Source organism: Pilosibacter sp. NGB245 (genome assembly GCF_057397225.1).
The window spans coordinates 3,379,514-3,399,953 of the sequence record NZ_CM171584.1; the positions used below are offsets into that span (position 1 = coordinate 3,379,514).

Genomic DNA, 20,440 nt, shown 5'->3' on the forward strand with positions numbered 1-20,440 from the left:
CTACATGCACACTTGTCAATAGCACAGTTAGCAAGTTTACGCACACTAAAACGAATGGAGGTCTGACATGAAATCTTTTGGTGCTAAAGTTAAAGAACAACGCGGAAATCTTGGATTAAGTCAGAAACAATTAGCAGAAAAAGCCGGAATGGGTATCCGGACAATTACTTCTTATGAATTAGGCGAAAGAAAACCATACCAGGCACAGCTTTATAAACTGGCAAAGGCACTGGAGGTATCAACCGAGTATCTGCAGAACGATAACATAGAGGATCCATCTTACGGCTTAGACCGCATGGAATATGTAGAAGATATGAGAAAAAATAGCGGAACCAGGGAGGCGTTGGATCTACAGAAAATGCTGGCTGAGAACACAGCTCTTTTTGCAGGAGGCACTCTAAGCGAAGAAGCAAAAGATGCTTATTTTCAGGCAGTTGCCGAAGCATACTATGACTGTAAAAAAGCAGCCAGAAAAACCTTTGGCAAAAAGAAAAATCCACAATAATCTTCTCCCGTAATATAGTCCGAAAGGAGGGAGCTGTTTTGACTATTCAATCCATATCTGAAGAAGTCAGACGGATCCAGAAAAAATATGGTGAATCGGATCCATTCCGTCTGGCACAGGCAATGAAAATTATCGTGGTATTAAAACCGATGGGAAGATATAAAGGGTGCTGCAAAGGATTTTATGTTCAGCACCGCAGAATCAAACATATCACAATCAACAGCGATTTACCGGAAGTGATTCAACGGGTCATACTAGCTCATGAAATTGCTCACTCCGTGCTTCATACAAACATAACAGCTGCGTTTCATGAATTTACACTATTTGACGATACAGATCGGCAGGAATATGAAGCAAATCTCTTTGCTGCCGAACTGCTGTTATCCGATGACTGCGTATTAAATGCATTAAACGAAGACCAGTTTTTCTTTCAGGCAGCCAAAGCTCTTTATGTACCAGCAGAATTACTGGACTTTAAATTTCGTGTCATGAAACGTAAAGGTTATAAACTGGAGTCTCCCATCGTATCACATGGGAATTTTCTGAAAACAATTGAATAGGAGGACTACTGATGAACGAAGATACTATCCGCGATATATACTATGTAGAACATAAATGGAACCCCCATTTTTTCTATCTTTCCCCAAAATCATTTTGCCAGGATCTTGAAAAAAATGGCTCCGATCTATACCTTGACTTGTTCCATGCCATGTATCAGGAAGAGTCTGATTATATTTGTCCATATACGGAAAACGATTTTTCCCTTAGAAAAGAACTTTGCAACAATGGGACAACTATCATCTATCAGCTTATTACTCCATCTCCTGTCCTCTCCCCTCTTACCCGGTGTGCCTATTTCTGCTGTCAATTAGATAAGCAGCAATATTTTTACTATACCTCTGAGCTAACACATACCGGTGATTATCTGCTATGCGGATGGACAAAGGATGAAGCACATCTCATTTTCCATTCAGATGCATCTACACTTGAGGAAGAACTGGAAGAAGTTAAAAAACTTTTTAAGGAGGTAGAACTATATGAGCGGTGTTCAGACAGACTGCAAGGTTTATGTAAACGTAAGAGCAGCCTTCCTTCCAGACGGAAAAATGCTTCCAGAAGAACTTACCTGGGAAGACGGAATGCCTTATACAATTGACCGCATTTTGAATGTGAAACCCTCTGTCGCAAGGAAAGCTGGAGGTCAGGGCGACTGTTATACAATTTTGGTAAACGGAAAGCAAAGCCATCTCTTTTTTGAACGCAGTACAAATTTAACGGGAGCTTATATAGGCCGGTGGTTTGTAGAACGAAAATCTTAACCAAAACCCTTATATAAAAAAGATAGCTGTCATTTTACGATATAATGTCAACTATCTTTTTTATATGGCATCATTTTATATTAACGCATTCCAGATGCACACTCTCCCATATTAATGTCCAGCACCCCTCTGAGCGGCTGGATCAGAGCGTCCTCATACTGGCACTTCCACTGAATCTCCCGGCACATCTGGCCATCCGCCACGCCGTCTATGGTTTCCCCATCCTGAATGGGGTTATCATGCTCCAATATGTACGATGCCACATTGTAGGCGTGGTTTACCACCCAGTTGGGGTCCATGTCGTGGAAGTGGTACTGGAGGTCGGGCAGGAACAGGGTGCTCATGCCCACCGTGTCGATGAGCATATCTTCGGTGCCCTCAATGTTAAAGAAGCGGACATTGACGCCAAAGCGGATGAACCGATCCGAACCTTCAATCTGGTGAGAACGCACATCCTCCGCCAGAAACAGTTTGCCGCAGTTCTGGAAATAGAATGCCTCACAGGTGGGGTATAGCTCCGCCAGAGCCTCCAAAAAGTCGGCATCCAGATTGGCACGCTCCAGCGCCGGAAGCGCCGCAGACAGCATATCGGTGGCTACCACCTGATATTTGCACTCCCGGAAGATCCGCTCCCGGTCCTCCTGGCAGTCCCACATCTGGCTCATCAGGAAGGCATCAAAGCCTTTGCCCTTGAACTTGTCGCATTTCATCACCATCAGCTGCACCGGGCATTTTCCGTCCTTGAACTCTGCAATATGCTCCTGTGCGGCAAAGCCAGCCATTTTCTTATCATAACAGAAGCACTCTGTTGATCCGATGTGCTTCTCCATTACAGCAGTCATTTTTTCTTTATCCGGCATTTCTACCGGCTCTTTGAACAGCATCTGAATGAGATAGGGGCCACCGGGCTGGGGGCCTTTTTTGTCGTTCAGATTTTGCCGGAAAACTTGATTGCTCATTTAGTTTCCTCCTTATAGCAGTAGATTATGTGGCAATGGACAATCACTACTTTGTGTGTGGAGTTACTCCAAAGGCTAAAAAAAGAACCACACAAAACAGAATCAGTCCGATGAAGTTGCGTTCTATCAGCAGTTTTATAGCCATGAGAAGCAGCAGACTACAAACCAGAATAATAATACCGTTCATTTTCTTTCTTCCTCTCTGTTAGCGAACAGCTTCCACCGGAACTCCAGTTCTTTCTGGACAAATTCTTTCGGCAGACCCCGGGGATTGGCGATGAGATACCATACCCGAAAGGTGCGTTTCTTCGGATCTGTTTCCTGCTGGTAGAGCTGATAGCCCGCCTCATCCTCCTGCGTCCACTGTCCTGTCTGCCGCTTGGCCTGCACAAAGGGTTCCACCACCTGGTCCAGTTCCTCTCTGGTGCGGCTTGAGGCCCAGGCATGATCCACATCCTTGGCATGGGACTGGTAGAACAGCAACTTTCCGGTATGGGTCTTCGCCTTGCACTCCGGCGTTCCGCGCAATTCTGCCTGACGGCGGTACTCCTCCATCTGCTCCGCCGTTCCGTACCGTTTCACCATCTGCTCCCGCACATAGATGAACCATCTGTAGTCCTCCGCCTCGGTGAAGGGGGCGCAGACCGACTGTAATGCCTCCACGGGGTCTGCCTCGAAGCGGTCGATGAAGTCAAGGTAGTGGGCTTTGATCAGGGGCAGAAAGGTGTCCAGCAGCCCGGTGTTCAGCCGCAGGTCCTCTGTCAGCATCCGAAAGAATGAACCGCCTGTTGTGGGTTCAATTCTGAAAGAGTAGAGGTAGTCATCTCCCTGCTTTATGATACAGCTGAAACCCACCTCCACATTTCCATGGCCGATTTCGTAGTCTATGTAGTTGTAGCGGCTCCGGTCAAACCAGATCTGATAGGTCAGCCCGTTTTTCGTTTTCTTTTTGAAGTCGCCTTTTTTCAGACGCTTCCAGCCCTTTTCCTCCAGGCCCAGGCCGTTCCATAGGTAGTCCAGAAGTTCCTGGAATATATCTGCCGGGCGTTTTTGTTCCACGGACTTCACCTCCTGATGAATCCTCTTTAATAATCAAGCAGGATGGGCACCTGCTGTTCCTCGGCAAACCGCATGGCCCGCCAGAACATGGAGAAGGCAAACTTGGCAAGGGATTGGGTGTCATACTGGGTGTGTTCCGGGATGTCCGCCTTGCTGTACTGTCCATCCGGGCCCAGGGTCCCGTCTACCGGGTATCCCTCCGTGTCTGCCCAACCAAGGATGGTATCCTCATCTGCCTGCCATGCCAGCTGGTTCAGCTTTTCCAGTTCCTTCCGCAGTCCGCCCAGGGTGGCGATCATCGCCTGATCATCGGTGGGCAGAGGCGCCTGAAAGAAGAAGGCATCCGCCAGAGGCAGCCACCAAGTTGCGCCCCGAAGCAGGGACCACACCCGCTCCTCGTCCGATGCAAGACGGGCGACCAGAGGATGCTCCCCGAAGATCCAGTCCTTCTCCACGGTGGAAGGCACCGGTTCCTCGTATGTACGACAGGCGGCCACCAGCAGCATAGCGCCGAAGGCATCCCAATCCGGCTTGTCGGTGTAATAAGGTTTCTCATTATCTTCAAGCCAGGGAGCGTAGGGGGGCTGGCCCGGCTGAGAAATGGCGCTCAAGATCTGATCCCGCCAGTTCTCCACCGCCGCCTGAACCTCAGCCGGGGACATTTCTTCCTCGTTATCAGCAGGTTCCCCATCCGGGGTGATGCAGTTGAAGGAGTATCCGTTTTCCTCCGCCCACTGCTGGACAACGGTTTTCCAGTTGTGAGAATAGTACCGGGTCAATGTTCCGGCGTAGATGTCAAGTCCCATAGTATTGCCTCCGTTTCTGTTCGGTCAAAACCGTTCCAGGGTACAGTCGTGCCCGGAATGGTCTGTATCCAAAATGATTTCCACAATGGTGTCCATAGTCACTTTTCCGAGATTACGGACGCTTTTTTCATAGGCCAACCACTGGATGTGGATGGGCTGTCCATACTCATGCCGTCCAAAACCGCCCCGGAGAATATCGTTGAAAGCGTTCAGGTTCCGACCGTTCTTCCGGTCCAAACCAAAGGTAAACACCCGCTCCACCTCGTCATAAAAACCAGCCATGTTAGAAAAGCGGCGACCGTCGATGGTGAACTTCTGCCGCTGTGGTTGCTCCGCTGTAAACACCCGGTCAATCTGCTCCAGATTATACTCCAAGATCCAGCCATGAAACTGATGGTAAAGCGGCAAAAGCAGTTCTCTGGAACTGCCCAGCACATCCAGCCCCCGGTCATCGTACAGGTGGTAGAGGAACGGTCCAGGCCCTGTCAGATAGACGCTGGACACAAAGCCGGACCAGCCTCCGATATCTCCCAGAATGATCTCCTGCAAAAGTTGCTCCGGCTGAAAGGTAATCCCGCTGAGATCCCAGTAAAACTGCACTTGTGCATGGGTATCCCCATCTTCGTCCAGCTCTATGACCGGAAGTTGCTCATTGGGAACCGGGAGTCCCATTCGCTGCCGGATAACGGTCAGCAGGGACTCGGCAGGTTCTTCATCGGGATATCCGTCGATCCGCAGAAGGTCCGGCACCTCCGGAAGTGCCCGATAGATCGCGGCGGCCCGGTCCAGCGCCCCCTGAACATAGGCGGGGTTGGTTCTCAGCTTCGCCGCACTCCTGTCCAGATAGATTGGTTCCTCCCCGCCGATCTCAAACCGAATGCCTACCGGCGCATGGTAGAACAGAGGGTGTTCCAGTTCAGCCATGCCCAGCTTATGTAAAATATCTTCAAACCGCTTTGCCAGCATAGTATCCCTCCGCCTTATAACATTTCATACAGCAGGGCAACGTCGCCCCGCACCAGTTCCAGATGGGAGCGCAGCGTTTCAAGCCCGCTTTGCACCGCCTCGGTGGGCAGGTCCCAGTCAGGGGCAATTTCAGCGGCCAGCTCCGGGAGGTCCCACTCCCGCAGAGCTGCCAGCATATTATACGCCAGATCTCGCTCCAGCAGAGCGCAGTCCAGGGTGTCCTCCGTCTGGGGAGCAGGAAAACGGACATCCAGATCCAGCTCGCTCTCACACCAGTCCCAGATGGCCATATAGACCACGCCGGAGCAGTCTCCGTTGGACAGTTCCTGCCGCTGGCCGTCTTTGAGAAGATAAAAGGATGCAATCTGTGACATGGTGATTCCTCCTGCAAGTTAATCTTACGCGTCTCCTCTTTGCTCCAGCAAAGCAAAAACTTCATTCATATCCATTTCGAACATGACACTGTTTGCCTGCACCGGTGCAAAGTAGTAGGCAACTTTTTCTGCGCCAAATTCCTGCTCTATCTGCTCCCATTCTGAAGTGGGATAAATACAGAAAGCGAGGGTATCGCTACCGAGCGAGCCCATATACCAGCGGAGCTGATACTGCGGCGACAGATACTCCTGAATACTTCTCAGTGTAGTGTCACGGTCGGTACAATCATCTGCGTAGGGGATCGGTGCGCTGACACCATTCTTTTTCATAAAAATATCAACACCGCGTTCTTTTTCTGTTTCTACACATTCAAACTGAATTTTATCTTCATCAGGCAGTTTTTTATTGAAGTATTCGATGATAGATTCATCAAAATCTCTCCAGTCCACCCAGATCAGAGCATCGCTTTCCCAAAATTCGTCCTGATGTTCCTCAGGTTCCGATAAAAACTTTCTGATTTCTTCCATACCGCTTTCCTCCGTTTTGTTTTCTTACTGTAATTTATTATATCTTTTTCAGATACTCCCGGGAAGCATTCGATGAACTCCCGATTCCGCTTAGGGACATCGAACCCCCTCCGATAGGGGAAGAACCCCTCTCGTTCCACATCGTCCAGCAGCTTCGGCAAGTCGGAAAACCGGGCGAAGAACGGCAGGGCATAGTCCCGGATCTGCCCGGAAATCTCCTGGATGGAGCGTTCCCGCTCCAGCAGAGTAGATACCTCATAGCGGGGGAAGTCATCATACCGGTGGGTCAGCCGGGCGATGGAGGTACCAACGATACCATCATAGGTTTCCTCCGTCCCTTCCTGCTCACTGCGCCACTGGGCAATCACCGGGGAACTCACATCGAAGAAGGCAGTAAAAGTGGTGGAGCCAAAGCAGATAGAGGGGGAAAAGTAAAAGGAGAACACAAAGATGCCGTCTTTTTTGTAGATGTCATTTTTGCTCTTACGGTATTTGTAGCCCAGCGGGATCAAAGGCTCCGCGATCCGCTCACAGGTATAGACGAAGATCTCGCGGGGCTTGGTTCCCTTGGGAAAATCCTTCTTCTCCATGTTGCCACCTCAATCAAAATCCATCCAGACCAGGTGCTTTCCGCAGTGGAGGCACTGGAACAGATAGCATTGCAGGTGCCCGCCATTGACGGATTCCCGGATCATATCTTTCTGCTCCTCGTCCCACATGGGATCGTCCAGCACCTCCTCCAGCACACCCAGTGCCCGCAGTTCTCTGGCACCCACATAGCCCAAAAAGGCACAGTAGTCGCCGCAGTGAGCACGCCAATATTCCTGCTGCCAGCCGGAGTAGCCGGGGGTGCGGTGGATCAATTCGTCCAGCTTCTCCGGATCGTCTACACCATCATCCAGAGAGAAATCATCTTGAAAATTACCGTCATATTTCCGGACCGCTTCGCCGCTGGCGATGCACTCTGGGCACAGATATGCAATATCCTCCACTGAAAAGAACGGATTTGTATAGAAAACATGGGTCGTCTTGCCACAGCAGTCGCAGACAACGCCATCCGCGGACTCCTCAAAAGCGCCGGTTTCCAAAGGGTAGGGGTGATACCGGAAGGCGGGCAGACCCAGCTGGGCCCGCCGCTCCTTCTCATTCTGCTTTTCCTCTGGTGTTTGGGGCTTGGGGATGGCGTAGTGATTGCCCCAATTTTCCGCATAGTCCTTCAAGACTCCCAACCGCTTGAGGGTCTTCTTGTCGGAACGATTTCCAATTTGGCAGAGCAGTTCGTAGGCATCCTTCTTGAAGTCCAGCAGATCATACACATCCACCAGCACTTCCTTGGCCTGCTTGTCTTCCGACAGCTCCAGTTTCTCCTTGAAGGTATAGAGAGCACGGACACTGTCTGGATCTCCTTCTGTCTCCCGAAACTGCTTTTGGAGTTCAATATATTGCTTCAGGTATTCGTTCATGGTCACAATCTCCCATCAATCCCACCAGAAGTACCAGACGGTGGACTGCCGCAGCACATCCGCCAGATTGCCCACAGTGGGGTCATCCTGCTCCTGATCCACGATGTCCGGGCAGAAGCCGTACTGCTCTGTGGCAACTTCCATAGCCTGCTCCTGGGAAACAGGGGCCGGGAGCAGGAACTCCAACTCATCGTGGCTCATAGCGGCGGGGATGGCACCATGCTGCTCAAACCAGTATTTTGCCACCGCCATCAGTTCCGGCGTATCGGGACACTCGTTCCAGTTCCCAAAGGGCAGGTAGGCGAAGATCTCCCAGGGGTTCTTGACCGGAATTTTGGCCAGAATGAGCGGATAGGTCATGTGGCTATCCGAATCCCAATAGCAGGAGAAGCGGTCATTGTCATAGCCGCCCTCCATCTCGCCCAGGACTTCCTCCTCCCAGTCCATGTCATCGTCCTCGGCTTCTTCCTTACGCTGGCCGGTCAATTCCTCCAAAACCGCCTTTCCGTCCTTGACGGGAGCGGCCAGCATCTTCTTCCGGTACTCCATTACCGTTTTGAGGTCAAATTCATAGAAGTCCGCATCATGCTCCGGATCGGCGTTCATTACCAGACACTCCAACAGCGTTTCATCATCCGCCTGGATAAGCACGGGAACAAAGCCCTCCCGTACCCCCAGCCGCTGGGCGTAGCTGTATGCCGACCTGATGGGGTCATCATCCTTCATGGAGGGGAAATAGGTACACTCGCAGTCCAGATACTCCATGATGGCCTGGGCCACCTCGGAAGGCTCCAGCGTGTCCCCGTCGAAGTCCTGTCCCTGCCAGTTTTCAAAACGTTCCCCGATCACCTCTGCCATAACCTGATAGTAGTCCTCGTCAAAGGGGATGAACAGGTAGGCTTCGTCCTGGAACTCAGCGGAGTGATACCGCTCCGGGCCGAAGAAGCGGAGGGCGTTGTCGTCAACATCGGCAGGATAGTAGGGGCTGTCGCCCTCTCCGTAGTAATAGCCTGCAAAGGCACGGCCTTGCTGATTGAATAGCACAGAGAACAGACAGCCGTCCAGCTCATCCCGGATAAACTCCCGCAGATCCACACTGGCAGGGTCAGCTTTGACCTGTTTGGCCACTTCGCTGTATTCTTTCAGGAAGTCCTCACCCATCAGGTCGTGCTCCATGCACCAGCGCAGGTAGATGGCCATGTGGTTATAAGCATTGATGGGGTCAATAGGCAGTTCCTTCTCCTCAATGCTCTCAAGGTGATAGGAAGCGTCGTCCATCTCACCGTCAAAATCATCATTGGAAAGGGTGCCACGGGTGATAGCATTCTGGCGAGTGGGGTTTACGACAAAACTGATCCCCCTCATCTTGTTCAGCAGAGCGTCTACATCATGTTCCAGTTTATAGTCCAACTCGTCCTCATAAAGCGGAATGACCTGATAGAAGTTGACCTCCTCGCCGCCCGGCAGAGTGCAGACCTCGCTGCCATCCTCCGTATCCTGGAGACCGATCAGGGTAGCAGTACACAGTTTGGTGTTGTCTGCAAATGGTTCCCGGTTCTCCACCGTATGACCATGCCCCAACCAGCTGTCACAGTTGATGGGCAGACGGGCCAAGGATTTCAGCAGGCGGATGGGCCAGTACCACTTTTCGTCTTTCATGGACTCCTGATCCAACTTCCAGTCCGCAGGCAGCGCGATAGCCAGCTCCGCCCGCTCCAGCTTGTATTCCGCCAGTTCCACCGGCACATTCATCCGGTGGGCACCCATACCCATGGTGACCAGGGTGTAATAGTCCCGCTCCTCAGTGGGCGGCACCATGCAGATGTCCACATGGATGTCGGGAGAAACCAGCTCGTGGAACACATTCTCGACCTTGCCGAAATACTGCTCAATGTGCCCCTCGACGGCCTCCATCTCCTCCTCGGTGTAGACTTCGGGATTACTGAATTCTTCCTCATCCTGCGTGTCATCATTGTCTGAGTGGTCGCAGCTGTCATCCTCCGGATCTCCCTTTATAGGCTCGTAACTGATTTTCAGGGTCATCTGCTCCTCCGGCAGAGAGACGCCGGGGCTGCGGGTGATGGTGTGCTTATCGTCCGCGGAAAAGCCGATAGTCTCGCCGTCTTGTAGCGTCACATCACACGCCAGCACATAGGAGGCAAGGCTTGCCAAAAAGTCCCGCAGTTCCTCCGGCTCGGCGTCGGTGTTCAGCACCTCCATCTCCTCCTTGCCAAATACATCCATGCCGTAGGTGTAGCCGTTCAAGCCATCCTCGCTCCGGTACAGGCCGAACCAGACCCAGTTGAAGATGGGCAGCTCGTCCTCTTTGAGCATATCGGCAAAGCCCTCGTAGAACCGGGGCTCAAACACCACGCCGCTGGTGTAGACGCCGGTGGCATAGCTCTGGCGGCAGCAAGCGGCCATCAGCTTGGTGAAGAGCTTGCCCTTCTCCAGAACCTTTTCCTCTTTGCCCAGCACCGCCACCATGATATGGGCACAGTGCTCCCTGGCGATTTTCACCGCATCCGGCCACATATAGTTGTTTTCCGCATTTACCTCGGCCTCACCACCGGGGATAGGGGAGGAGGCCAGGCTGACGGCGGCCAGCATATCGCCTACTTCAAACACCAGGGCGTCATCGTCCTTTTCCTCGCTGGCGTCGTATTCATCCACGGTGATGTCCCATTTTTCCTTCATGTCCCGGATGAACTGCTCTTTATCCCATTCTGCCTTGGACAGGAGGACAAAGCCGGTGAAGACGCCTGTGTGGCTGTTTTCCTCCCCGTCAGCGTCATCTTCCTCGTCGAGATCGTCTGTATCTTCTTCATCCGGATCATACAGGGATTCATGCTCCAGTCCCCGGATAAATTCCTCAAAGCTGTCTGCCAGATGGGAAATTTTATAGTTATTTTCCTGATCCACATGGACCACCGCAGGCTCTCCCTGGGGACCGCAAGCCCGGTAGTCCAGGAAAACCATATCGTGTCCGGCGCTGGGACAGTCGCAGATGGCCACGCCGATGGCGGGATACTCCCACTCATCGATCATAAACTGGCTGCCCAGCTCTCCGCAGAGGGAGCAGCTCTTTTCTCGCCCGATGCCGAAAATTCCGGTGATGGCCACATGGTCCTCTGCCCAACAGGTAGGCTCATCGCAGGGATAGCAGGTATTCACCGGAATGCCGCCGTTGTGCTGCTTCATCAGCCAGATGTAGGCGGCGGGCAGCTTGTAGCCCAGTTCCTCCTCCACGCTGGCAATCAGCTCATCGGAAGGCGGCTCACTGACATATTCTTTCAGTGCATACCAATTATCATCCCAGAAGTTGGTGAGGTCGAAGCCCTCAAAAGGGGTATTACCAGGCACGAATTTGGCCTTCTTCCGGCCGCGCTGGCGTTTCCGGATCTCCGCCTTACACTCCCGAATCACCGCCGGAGCGTCCTCGTCTTCCGGGTCCAGTTCTGCCCAACGCTGGGCGTAGGGAATGGCCTTTGCCTCCTGGCCATAGAGATACTGATAGCCGTAGGCCATCCGCATATTCCACTCCGCCTTGTCCTGGCCTTCCTCCCGGACGGACTCCAACACCTCAATGGCCCTCAGGAGGGCTTTGTCTCCCTTGGATTTCAAAGTACCTTCGTCATGGTCCCCGATGATGGCGTAGTTCTCCAGTGCACGGGCCAGGGCGTAGGCGGTGCGGTAGTTCCTCCAGTCCTCCGGGATGGCATTCAGTGCCTGGATACAGCGGGTGTACTCGTCCTCGTCGTTCCACTGCTCCAGCTGAGCGAAGAATGCTTCGGCGTTCTGTTGGGTATAAGGAATATAGTCCATGCCCGTAAGCGTTTCATCCAACTCGTCATCCTGATTCTCAGTTTCTGGCCCATCATCTTGTTGCTTTAGGGGTACAGAACCGGCTTCACGGCGGAAGGTGTGGAAGATGGCCCATGGGATGTCCGTGCCTTCAAAGAACTCTTTCGCCATGTTCAGCGCCTCTTGGATGTCCCAGGCGATGAAGTCCACATAGCCGCAGTAGCGGCCGGTGGCCCCGCCGGTGAGAGTGAGCACTTCCGATCCTTCATCAGTGGTAAACACTTCTTCCAGCTTGTCTCGGAAGTCGAAGATCTTCTGACTGCCTTCCTCCTCCCGCAGGGTATCCAGGGGATAGCAGAAGAAGCCCGCCACCGTGCCATCGGCATGGAGATCGTCCATAAAATCATTGTCGGCATTCAGATAGCCGTTGATGAGCGGCACACAGCAAGTGGAGCCCACCATGGTATCCAACCGCCAATCGGCGTCGGGATCTTCATTGGGTTCCATTTTGTAGCCAAGGTAGCTCTCCAGATAGGCTTCCGGGTCGGTGGAGAGTTCCAGCCCCCGCTCCTTCAGAGCGTCGGGAAGCTGAGACAGGAGGAAGGACGGCTCTGTCTTGGGTTCCTCCAGCACATCAAAGCTATCTATGTATCTCATGTGGGGGATCTCGCCCAGCACCTGGTCGGTGAGGGTGGTGAGCATCCACCAGGCCCTACTTTCCTCCTCCCGGAGCATAGGCAGCAGCTTTTCACAGTAGGCGGAGATGGAAAAGCTGTTTTCGCCCTGCTTCTCCAGCCAGATCTGCACATCCTCCCCGGAGATATCCCAGCCATCGTCGGTGCGCAGTCCGATGTTTCGGATGGGCTGACGGCCCACAAGGATGTTCCAGTGCTCCAGCACCTCCTTGGGGGCATGCTTCTGGAAGTAGATCAGCTCAAACAGTTTGACCTTATCACCCTCCGGGGTGAGGATCAGCTCGTACTTCTCGCCGTTAAATCCCATTTCAAAGGAGATTTCATCAAAGACCAGATTCAGGGTTTCCTGCATTTGGGCCACGAGTTCGGCACCGCGGGTGTGATCTTTGTCCTCATCCATCATCTGGCGCAATTCTGCTTCCATTTCCGCAAAGGTTTCCCACCAGTCCTCTGTCCGCTCCCGGAAGCACTCCGAGAACTGCGGCAGGGAAATGCCCTTCTGGCACCAGTCAATCAGTTCCTCAATGTCCTGTTGGGTGTTGAGCTTAGGATCATCACCGGGATGCAGTTCCAGAGCTTTTTCAAAATACCGAAGAGCCCGGCCTTCCTGATCCAGATAATAATAGGCATATCCCATGCGGAAATTCCAGGAATAAGTGTCTCCAAATTTCTCCTCTTGGGACTGCATCAGTTCCAGTGCCCGGTGAAGCAGCTTTCTTCCCTCCGGCTCGCTGGGGTTCGCCAGATTGTTGTAGGCCCGGGCCAGTTCCATATCGATTTCCGGGGTACGCTCTTCGGCAGGAATAGCCTCCAGCGCGTTAATGATCTTCTGGTGTTCGTCGTTTTCATGCCACTTCTGGCACTGCTTCAAAATATCCATATCAGGCTCCTCCTCATCCTGTTCCGGTTTCCAGCCTTGAATCTGCTGAAACACACCACTCTCGTCCCGCTCAAAAGCGCAGGGGGCGGGCGTATGCAACAGCGAAATGATGTCGGGATCGTCGTTGCAGATCGTATTCAGCTTGTAAATCCCGGCATTGTTGGGATCATCCATGTACGCCTCGCTCTCGTCACCAGCGGTAAAGCGCCAGCCGCTGTCCCAGCCGCCGTCCGGCTCCTCCCTGTAGCAGTAGCCCACCTTGCGGCCCTCTACTGTGATGCGGTTGGTGGCGATACAGCCATCGGCGCCCTCCCAGTCGGGCAGCAGATGTTTCACATCTTCCGCCTTTACATGGTAGTTCCGATTACGGCCGGAGGCTTCGTACAGCTCTTTCCGCAGCATCTCCACCTGATAAGCCATATCTGTGATCTCATCCTCGCCCATCATCTCGCTGATGTCGTATTCCAGCGGGGCATGGACAAAGTCCGCCAGGGCCTTATTCATGGCGTCGTGCTCCTCCGGCGTAACCGTGATGCGGATACGGCGGGCGGGGGTGTTGTACTCGTCCAGATCCTGAAGGTTTACACTGCCACTGACGCTGCACTCCAGCAGGATGGCGGCCAGGTCGGTGACCACATCAATGGCGAAGTGGAAGTCCATCTCCACGCCATCGGAATGTGTAAACTCCAGGTACTCCACGGTTTGGCGAAAGTCCCAGTTCTGCTTGTCCAGACCGATCTTGGCGAAAATCTCGCTGAGGGGGATCTCCTCCTTTTTCTGATCCTCTAAAAATGCCACAAGGTTCAGACTGTCATCGGAACCTCCGATAAAGTTGCCCCAGTATTTTTTGATATACATTTTCCGCACCTCCTGTTCTGAATCCAGTCGATCAATGAGCTGATTCAAGTGTTCCAACCACTCAGGAGCGATCTCACCGCTATCCTCGTTCTTCCAAAGATCCACAATCTCACGGATGCCGTCCTCGTCCGGCACCTCGTTTTTGATGTCGGTGAGCTGCCGCAGCAGGAAGGCAATGGCTTCTTTGGATGCTGTGAAACCGGTGATTTTATCCCATATAGCTTCTTCATGATCGTAGTCCAGCTTGCTGTTATCCTTCCATTGGAAATACAGCTCAGCCAGAGCCATAGCGGTGTTATCATAGAGAAAGTCGATGTCGGAGAGATCTTCTCCCAACATACCTTCCTCTTTCATCAGTTCGATCATCTCACCCAGATCCATTACCGGATGCTCCGGTACATATTCATTTTTGAGGATGTTCAGTACATCCAGCCCTTCGTCACGCTCTAATGCTTTTATACCCCATGCTCCCATGTCGGCACCTCTCTTTCTTTATTTCGTATCAAGCTTCTATTGTCAATCATAGTTCTCCAGCCGAATGATAGGCCGATAAAAGTCATAATCTCCGTTTAGTTCATTGTCCTCCTGCACTTCCGGCTTACAGTGAGGCGAACAGGGTAGGAAACCGAGAAATGGGCCCAGCCCACCACAGATATTGCATCCGCCGTCACCGCCGCAGGTGGTAAGCCTATCAGCCTGCACCACTTCCCGCATATAGGGATCGTAGGCGATGGACAGGCCGAAGAAGTTGGGTTCCTCCATGTCATAGGGCCGGTTCTCATCCTCATCCATGTCCTCAAACCAGTGCAGATGCATGGAGTAGTCTAACCCATCTCCCCATGGGAACAGGGTCCGACATCCGCCGCCACACAGGTAGGCCCACTCGTCCGCCGTGGGCAGCGAAAGCCCCTGCTTTTCCAGCCTGGCAAGAAGCGCATCGTAGTCTGTGCGGTTATAGATCCAGGTCTGAAATCCATCTTCTGTCCGTTCTATGCGAGCCGACTGATGCAAGGTAAGACTGCTGCTGTCACTCCAGGCAAAATCACGGAATTCCTTCAGCCAGTCAGGGTGGGCAGTCAGCCTGGGATCGTCCATTTTGACTGGCTCCCAGTTAATTTCCTCCAGCTCCCGGCCCACCAGCATGGGTCCAATGGCCGCCTGCCGAACAGGAGCCATGCTTTCCCGGATCATCTCCTCCGGGTTCTGCGGTTCCATCTCCCACTCCTGGAACAGATAGTCCAATTCCTCCCGGCTCTCCTGATTCAGTCCCACGGCAAACTGCTCCCAGCCCAAGGTGACGGTATCGCCGGGGACAAAGACGAACTCCCGGCCATCTTTCTCGAAGATGCCGGTGATGCAGCTCTGACCCCAACGGTCAAAGGTATGTAGACCGAGAAAGGTCATATCATAATGAGCAGCCAGGCTTTCCATCAGCGCCTGCTTCTCGGTGGTATCCATTTGATTGAATTGGGGACGGGACAGTTTTTCGTTCATGGCAAGTCCTCCTTCGATTCGTTTTGCGTGTTCCAGCAGATAGCTCCGGCCATCCTGCTTGGCCCGTTCCAAGTATTGTGGAAGCAGGTCGGAATGGATGACATCCAGCGAGACCAGAACAGCGATCCGCTGGTATTCCTGAAGTTCAGGAGGGTAACAGTTGCGCTCCCAAAACAGCGGAGCGAACTGTTCCACACAGTCAGGACGCAGAGCGGGCATCGCCAAAAGCGCCCGACGGCTCACATATTCATTGGGGTCCTTTGCGAAATTCAGAATTATATCCCTGACTTCCTGACTACATGAGCATTCCGGCAGATAGGCGGCAAACTGCCACTTGGCCTCATTCTCATTGGAGGCTACGGCCCTGCGGCAGAGGCACTCAAACCATTGTGGATGGGAAGTGGTCTCCTGTATAACCCCCTCCGCTTCGTTGTCCCTGGCTATCAGATAGACCATCTCATCCAGCAGGACGCTGTCTGCCGTTTCTGCATCCATTTGGGTCAGCACATGGCAAAAGGCATCAAAAATATCATTCCATGCAGGGTAATCGACCTCCCACTCACCGCCAATCTCCTCGGTGTTTTTTCCGGGATAAGTGATTTCCTGCCACTGATGAAATTTTCTTGCCTGCTCTAGCAGGCACTCCCTGATGTCCTTTGCCATACGCTTACCTCACAATTCTCTGCACAGTTTTCCCAGTTCCAATGCCTGTTCCACAAGGTCCAGGAGCAGGCTGGAAAAATTCTCGGCAATCTCCTTCAGATCGGCATAGTCACAGTTACAGCCCCGGACTCTGCCGCTCTCCAAGTCGATAAATACGATACTCCCGTCACCCAATCCTCCGATTGGAAAGGCGGGACCGTGGTCATATTCGCTCATGTAATCCTCATAAGCCTCTTGAAAAATCGGGTAGGCTTTTTCCAACTCTTTCAGTGTGAAAATCCACGGCTCTGCCAAATAGCAGCCGCCGAAGTTCAAAAGTAGCCAGCGGTACTCTGCGGGGATGGGAGTATACCTGCTTTCAAATCGTTTCACAGCATCCTCCGGTTCTGGGCAGGTACCCTTTGTGAAGGGGCTTACTTTATAAGCAGTTTGAATTTTACTGCGGTTTTTTTCCAAATTCATGTCATGCATTGTATTTCCCTCACAGAGCATCCAGGTTTTCCTGTAAATCGCCCTGCATCAAGTGCTGGGCAATGGCTTGGTTCAGTGGCTTATGGGGGTGATAGGCTGCCTCCTCTACATCGTGCAGACACTCCTCCATCAGTGCCTCCGGAGAAATGCCTTCCCGTTTGCCATAAAGATGGCCGAAGGCATAGCACACGGACTTGAGAAAGCCGAAAATATAGTCATGATTTCCACGCATACTGGGCAGGTCATTGAACGAGCCCATGCCGCCGTATGCCCGAAGATGGTGGGCAACCTCATGGCGCTGGATCCAGTCCTGAATATCCCTCTCCAGCCAGTCAATCCAGTTTTGAAATTCTGGATGGTCTGCCAGAAGGATGGAGCGCAGACAGGTCAGAGCTTCGGTATAAATATCTGTCTGTTTCATCAGAACCCTCCTGATTCTTTTAACGCTCCATCATAGGTGTGGCTTTCCCAGATGGCCTCAAATTCCGCTTTCTCTATGACGCAGGCGTGGAATTCCTCGCCCCAGACATGGGCGTTCAGTTCCTCCACAGTGGGGACGGGCGTGATTTCAATAGCTCCATCGTAAAGGTCGGGTATGTTGCGGGTGCGGCCGTCCCTAAAGATGTCAATGGAGCGGAGGGCCAGCCGCTCATTTCCGGTATCCACTTCATAGAGGATCACCAATGGTTCTCCCTCCGGTGCGCCCTCCCAAAAAAGTTTGATGTACTCGATCATCTCGATTCCCTCATCGTATCATTTGAAATAATAATACCAATTCCCGCCAAATTCCCGGTCACATTCCTCCTGGGAGGCAAAGGTGCAGTCCTTGATTCCCTCAATGGGGTAATGACGCTTTATCAGCTGCCCTCTGTGATAGGAATTGATCTGTTCCGTCAGGCCGCTCCGCCGCGCCGTCTCTAATTGTGCATCGGTGGCAAAGATGTAGGACACAAAGTAGTTGTCCGGCTGGATGTAGCAGCCAAACTCAATGGCCTGCTGGATGTCATCGAAGTGGTGTTTCACATTCTCCATGCAGGCTTCTATTACTTTTTGCCATACGAACTCCTGCTCCTTATTTCTCATGTTCCACCTCTCCTTTGCCCAGATAAGTCCGCATCGTTTTTTCATTGTCACAGGCCGCTCGGATCATTTTGGACAACAGCATCAGGTCATCGATGTATTGGGAGTATACGCAGAACACATCTTCGTCGGAGTCGAAGTGAAACAGATCCACGCCGCTGTTATTTTCCTCGAACTCCTGGATCACGCCCCGGGCAAGCCGCTCCCAGTCCTCGCTGTTGCCAATCAGTCCCAGCCGTCGGAATTCCTCTGTCCGGAACCCGTCACTGATTTTCAGCAGAAGGGAGATCGCATAGGGGTGGTGGGGGATGAGAAAGAATGGCGCGATCTGCTCCAGCTTCGCCCAAATTTTGAAGGGCGGGCGCGGATCAGGTATCCATGGCAAGATTTCCCATTCGTCCTCCGGTCGGTTTCCGTATTGGCAAAGGTCTTTCATAGTGTTCTCCTCATTCGATGTCGTTTCGTTCTTCTTTCACATCCAGTGGAGCGCCGTCCAGAGATGTGATCTGTGACAGTTCTGTTTCAGTCAGATTCTTCAGGAAAATGCAGTATTCGTCCGGGTGGCCTCCCACAAATTCCATTTTAGGCATTCCGATCTGCTGTGGGTCGGTGATCCACAGGCAAGGCTCTCCTGTTGCCCAAAACCGAGTCAGAGTAAGAATTTGGCCGTTGTAAATTACTTTCTGCTCCATCCTCATCCCTCCTGTAACTTCTTCAGCAGTTTCACGATCCGCTCCCGGTTCTTTGCGGTTTTCATGAAGGTGGGGAGATGGTCAGCCTGGGTCATTTTCGCTCTTCCCATCGGCTTTTCCCGCAAATCGGCACTGAGATAGTTGATCAGATAGGCAAGGTGCTCCCGGTTGAGGGCCCAGACTGGCTTACCCTGGAAGGAGGTCAAAAACCAAAGTTCCAGGCCGAAATAAGGTTCTCGTCCGTCCTGAATATCAGCAATATAGGAGAAAGCCTCTGCTGTTTTATGAACTTCTCCCGACATGGTTGTTCCACAATAGGGACAGGCCACATGGAGAACGGAAAAGTGCTTCCTTTCCTCATCTTCAATATCCACCCGGTAGTACCTGCCGCAGTTTTTGCACTGGTTATGGACATCGTAGCGGTAAATCGTCCGGTCACGGGTCTCCTGATGGCCGCAACTCAAACAGCGGAAATAGGCGTTATCCTCATCCGCTGTCACCACACCCGCGCCGTGGCACTTGGGGCATTTCACCTGAATGCCGGAGGTCAGGGCGTTGTATGCACTGTATGTAAAGTAGGGTTTATCGACGATTCGGCTCATGCGCCCACACACTCCTTTCATCCGTCTTTCTCTAAATAAAATCCCCATACGCAGTTGGAGAACTCTCCAGCAGCAAAGCGGTGGATCTGCCCATCAATCTCTACCTGCCAGACCTCGAAGGTATGGTCTTGGTGATAGATGGGGTCTTTGATTTTTACCCGCTTGCCGGTGGTTTGCCAGTCGTAGTCAAAGATGTTCACACCGAACAATTTGCATTGACCGTCCGGGCCAAAGGTTTCATATTCCCAAGCCATGTGATGCCTCACAATTCCGTGCGCTGCCAGCCGTTCAGCCGCTCCTGCACCGCATCAATCTTCCAGCCTTCGCCCACACGTTTCATAAGAAAGCGGCGGTCAAAGCCGATGTTTTTCTCCCTGGTGTAGATGTAGAGCTTGTTTTTGGTGATCTGCTCTGCGTCAAGGAATTCTTCCCCGTTGTAGGTGCCCTGGGCGCTGTATGAGAGGCCCAGAGGTCGATAGCCCGGACGGGGCTTTTCGTTCACATACTTCTCCCAGATCGCCAGCAGGCGGGGCACCGCCTCAGCATCTTCAAACCCGGCCTGCTCCATATACTGCTCCCATTCTGTCATTTCGGCAAAAAAAGCGGACAAGATTCTGCGACATTCCGCCGCCGCCTGTTCATCCAGCTGGACGGGCTTTTTGGCCTTTTCCCGCTGGAGCCGGGAGAAGTGTTCCATCTGCTCCTTGGCAAATTGCACATGGGCCACCGGCTTGATATAGTTGTTGCCGGCGATGGCCAGCAGGCCCTCGTATGTCACAGCGGTATGGTCAATCTGGATGTGGGAGAGTTTGGAGATGGAGGCTGCCTGGAGCAGACCGGCATCATCCAGCCCGGTGCGGTTAAGGGTCAAAAGATCCAGCTTGCAGCCTTGCAAGGCGGACAGGCCCCTGCCGTGAATGGCGAAATTGCCGTCCAACAGCAGATAGCGTAGCTTTGGCATAGCGGAAAAGACGGGGAAACAGGCGTCAGTGAGCGCGCCGTCCTCCACACCGAAATTCACCATGCTTTTGTGCCCGGCAAAGGGGGCAAGCAGTTCATCCGTCGCCGGATAATCTTTCACATGGAATCCCACCAGGCTGTAACCGGCCAGCCGCTCCATGAGTTCCATGGTCAGCTCCGGAATTTCAAATTTCTTTTCTCCGTCTAAGGTCAGGACACCGTTTTCCCAGTCCGCTGTCGCGCCCGTTTTGGTAATTCCATA

21 protein-coding genes and 1 pseudogene are annotated in these 20,440 nt (G+C 52.6%); 3 read left to right on the forward strand and 19 right to left on the reverse strand.

All coding sequences use genetic code 11. From position 1 onward, the window contains the following. The first annotated feature begins 67 nt into the window (after nt 1–67). The 3 genes from ACXMYH_RS15120 to ACXMYH_RS15130 are packed head-to-tail and all read left to right on the forward strand — an operon-like array spanning nt 68 to nt 1,661. A complete protein-coding gene (locus tag ACXMYH_RS15120; RefSeq protein ID WP_002593750.1) occupies nt 68–505 on the forward strand; it encodes a helix-turn-helix domain-containing protein in 438 nt (145 codons plus the stop codon). Nucleotides 506–543: 38 nt separating this feature from the next. Further along, nucleotides 544–1,065 (forward strand): ImmA/IrrE family metallo-endopeptidase, encoded by a 522-nt coding sequence (locus ACXMYH_RS15125; RefSeq protein ID WP_002593751.1) that lies wholly within the window; start codon nt 544–546, stop codon nt 1,063–1,065. Between the two features lie 11 nt (nt 1,066–1,076). Beyond that, nucleotides 1,077–1,661 carry a hypothetical protein gene (locus ACXMYH_RS15130; protein WP_002593752.1) on the forward strand — a complete coding sequence of 195 codons (585 nt, stop codon included), beginning with the start codon at nt 1,077–1,079 and terminating at the stop codon, nt 1,659–1,661. A gap of 243 nt (nt 1,662–1,904) precedes the next feature. Here the strand turns inward: ACXMYH_RS15130 and ACXMYH_RS15135 are convergent, their stop codons facing one another. The 19 genes and pseudogenes from ACXMYH_RS15135 to ACXMYH_RS15225 form a co-directional block, all read right to left on the reverse strand. After that, entirely contained in the window at nt 1,905–2,783 is an 879-nt protein-coding gene (locus ACXMYH_RS15135) for a DUF4261 domain-containing protein (RefSeq protein ID WP_002593753.1), read from the reverse strand. 183 nt (nt 2,784–2,966) lie between these two features. Beyond that, nucleotides 2,967–3,851 (reverse strand): hypothetical protein, encoded by an 885-nt coding sequence (locus tag ACXMYH_RS15140; RefSeq protein ID WP_008400348.1) that lies wholly within the window; start codon nt 3,849–3,851, stop codon nt 2,967–2,969. Nucleotides 3,852–3,868: 17 nt separating this feature from the next. Continuing rightward, nucleotides 3,869–4,648, reverse strand: coding sequence for a hypothetical protein (locus tag ACXMYH_RS15145; RefSeq protein ID WP_002593756.1), 780 nt, complete (start codon nt 4,646–4,648; stop codon nt 3,869–3,871). A 24-nt stretch (nt 4,649–4,672) separates the two neighbouring features. Further along, the gene (locus ACXMYH_RS15150) at nt 4,673–5,614 is read right to left on the reverse strand and encodes a DUF3885 domain-containing protein (RefSeq protein WP_486555193.1); all 942 of its coding nucleotides are present in this window, start codon (nt 5,612–5,614) and stop codon (nt 4,673–4,675) included. Nucleotides 5,615–5,628: 14 nt separating this feature from the next. After that, the gene (locus ACXMYH_RS15155) at nt 5,629–5,988 is read right to left on the reverse strand and encodes a hypothetical protein (RefSeq protein ID WP_002593758.1); all 360 of its coding nucleotides are present in this window, start codon (nt 5,986–5,988) and stop codon (nt 5,629–5,631) included. 24 nt (nt 5,989–6,012) lie between these two features. Beyond that, nucleotides 6,013–6,516, reverse strand: a complete 504-nt coding sequence (locus ACXMYH_RS15160; protein ID WP_038292374.1) for a hypothetical protein — start codon at nt 6,514–6,516, stop codon at nt 6,013–6,015. Continuing rightward, nucleotides 6,444–7,106 (reverse strand): DUF4304 domain-containing protein, encoded by a 663-nt coding sequence (locus ACXMYH_RS15165; protein ID WP_002593760.1) that lies wholly within the window; start codon nt 7,104–7,106, stop codon nt 6,444–6,446. The genes ACXMYH_RS15160 and ACXMYH_RS15165 overlap by 73 nt, the downstream gene beginning before the upstream one ends. Before the next feature lie 9 nt (nt 7,107–7,115). Then, on the reverse strand, nt 7,116–7,979 hold the full coding sequence (locus ACXMYH_RS15170) for a CbrC family protein (RefSeq protein WP_215653357.1): 864 nt from the start codon (nt 7,977–7,979) through the stop codon (nt 7,116–7,118). 15 nt (nt 7,980–7,994) lie between these two features. After that, a complete protein-coding gene (locus ACXMYH_RS15175; protein WP_002593762.1) occupies nt 7,995–14,690 on the reverse strand; it encodes an immunity protein Imm33 domain-containing protein in 6,696 nt (2,231 codons plus the stop codon). Nucleotides 14,691–14,732: 42 nt separating this feature from the next. Continuing rightward, on the reverse strand, nt 14,733–15,710 hold the full coding sequence (locus ACXMYH_RS15180; protein ID WP_038292392.1) for a hypothetical protein: 978 nt from the start codon (nt 15,708–15,710) through the stop codon (nt 14,733–14,735). 672 nt (nt 15,711–16,382) lie between these two features. Then, on the reverse strand, nt 16,383–16,745 hold the full coding sequence (locus tag ACXMYH_RS15185) for an SMI1/KNR4 family protein (protein WP_330363956.1): 363 nt from the start codon (nt 16,743–16,745) through the stop codon (nt 16,383–16,385). A gap of 109 nt (nt 16,746–16,854) precedes the next feature. Then, the gene (locus tag ACXMYH_RS15190; RefSeq protein ID WP_002593765.1) at nt 16,855–17,265 is read right to left on the reverse strand and encodes a DUF6966 domain-containing protein; all 411 of its coding nucleotides are present in this window, start codon (nt 17,263–17,265) and stop codon (nt 16,855–16,857) included. Next, a complete protein-coding gene (locus ACXMYH_RS15195) occupies nt 17,265–17,579 on the reverse strand; it encodes a DUF6881 domain-containing protein (RefSeq protein ID WP_118556207.1) in 315 nt (104 codons plus the stop codon). Before ACXMYH_RS15195 ends, ACXMYH_RS15190 begins: the two co-directional genes overlap by 1 nt. Before the next feature lie 18 nt (nt 17,580–17,597). Then, nucleotides 17,598–17,927: a hypothetical protein gene (locus ACXMYH_RS15200; RefSeq protein ID WP_002593767.1), complete on the reverse strand. Its 330-nt coding sequence runs from the start codon at nt 17,925–17,927 to the stop codon at nt 17,598–17,600. Next, nucleotides 17,917–18,360 (reverse strand): Imm51 family immunity protein, encoded by a 444-nt coding sequence (locus ACXMYH_RS15205; RefSeq protein ID WP_002593768.1) that lies wholly within the window; start codon nt 18,358–18,360, stop codon nt 17,917–17,919. Before ACXMYH_RS15205 ends, ACXMYH_RS15200 begins: the two co-directional genes overlap by 11 nt. 10 nt (nt 18,361–18,370) lie before the next feature. Continuing rightward, nucleotides 18,371–18,616: a hypothetical protein gene (locus ACXMYH_RS15210; protein WP_002569132.1), complete on the reverse strand. Its 246-nt coding sequence runs from the start codon at nt 18,614–18,616 to the stop codon at nt 18,371–18,373. 2 nt (nt 18,617–18,618) lie between these two features. After that, on the reverse strand, nt 18,619–19,218 hold the full coding sequence (locus ACXMYH_RS15215; RefSeq protein ID WP_002593769.1) for a hypothetical protein: 600 nt from the start codon (nt 19,216–19,218) through the stop codon (nt 18,619–18,621). Between the two features lie 17 nt (nt 19,219–19,235). Next, the gene (locus ACXMYH_RS15220) at nt 19,236–19,472 is read right to left on the reverse strand and encodes a hypothetical protein (protein ID WP_002576922.1); all 237 of its coding nucleotides are present in this window, start codon (nt 19,470–19,472) and stop codon (nt 19,236–19,238) included. A gap of 8 nt (nt 19,473–19,480) precedes the next feature. Beyond that, nucleotides 19,481–20,439, reverse strand: a pseudogene (locus tag ACXMYH_RS15225) (NTF2 fold immunity protein). Between the last annotated feature and the right edge of the window lies 1 nt (nt 20,440).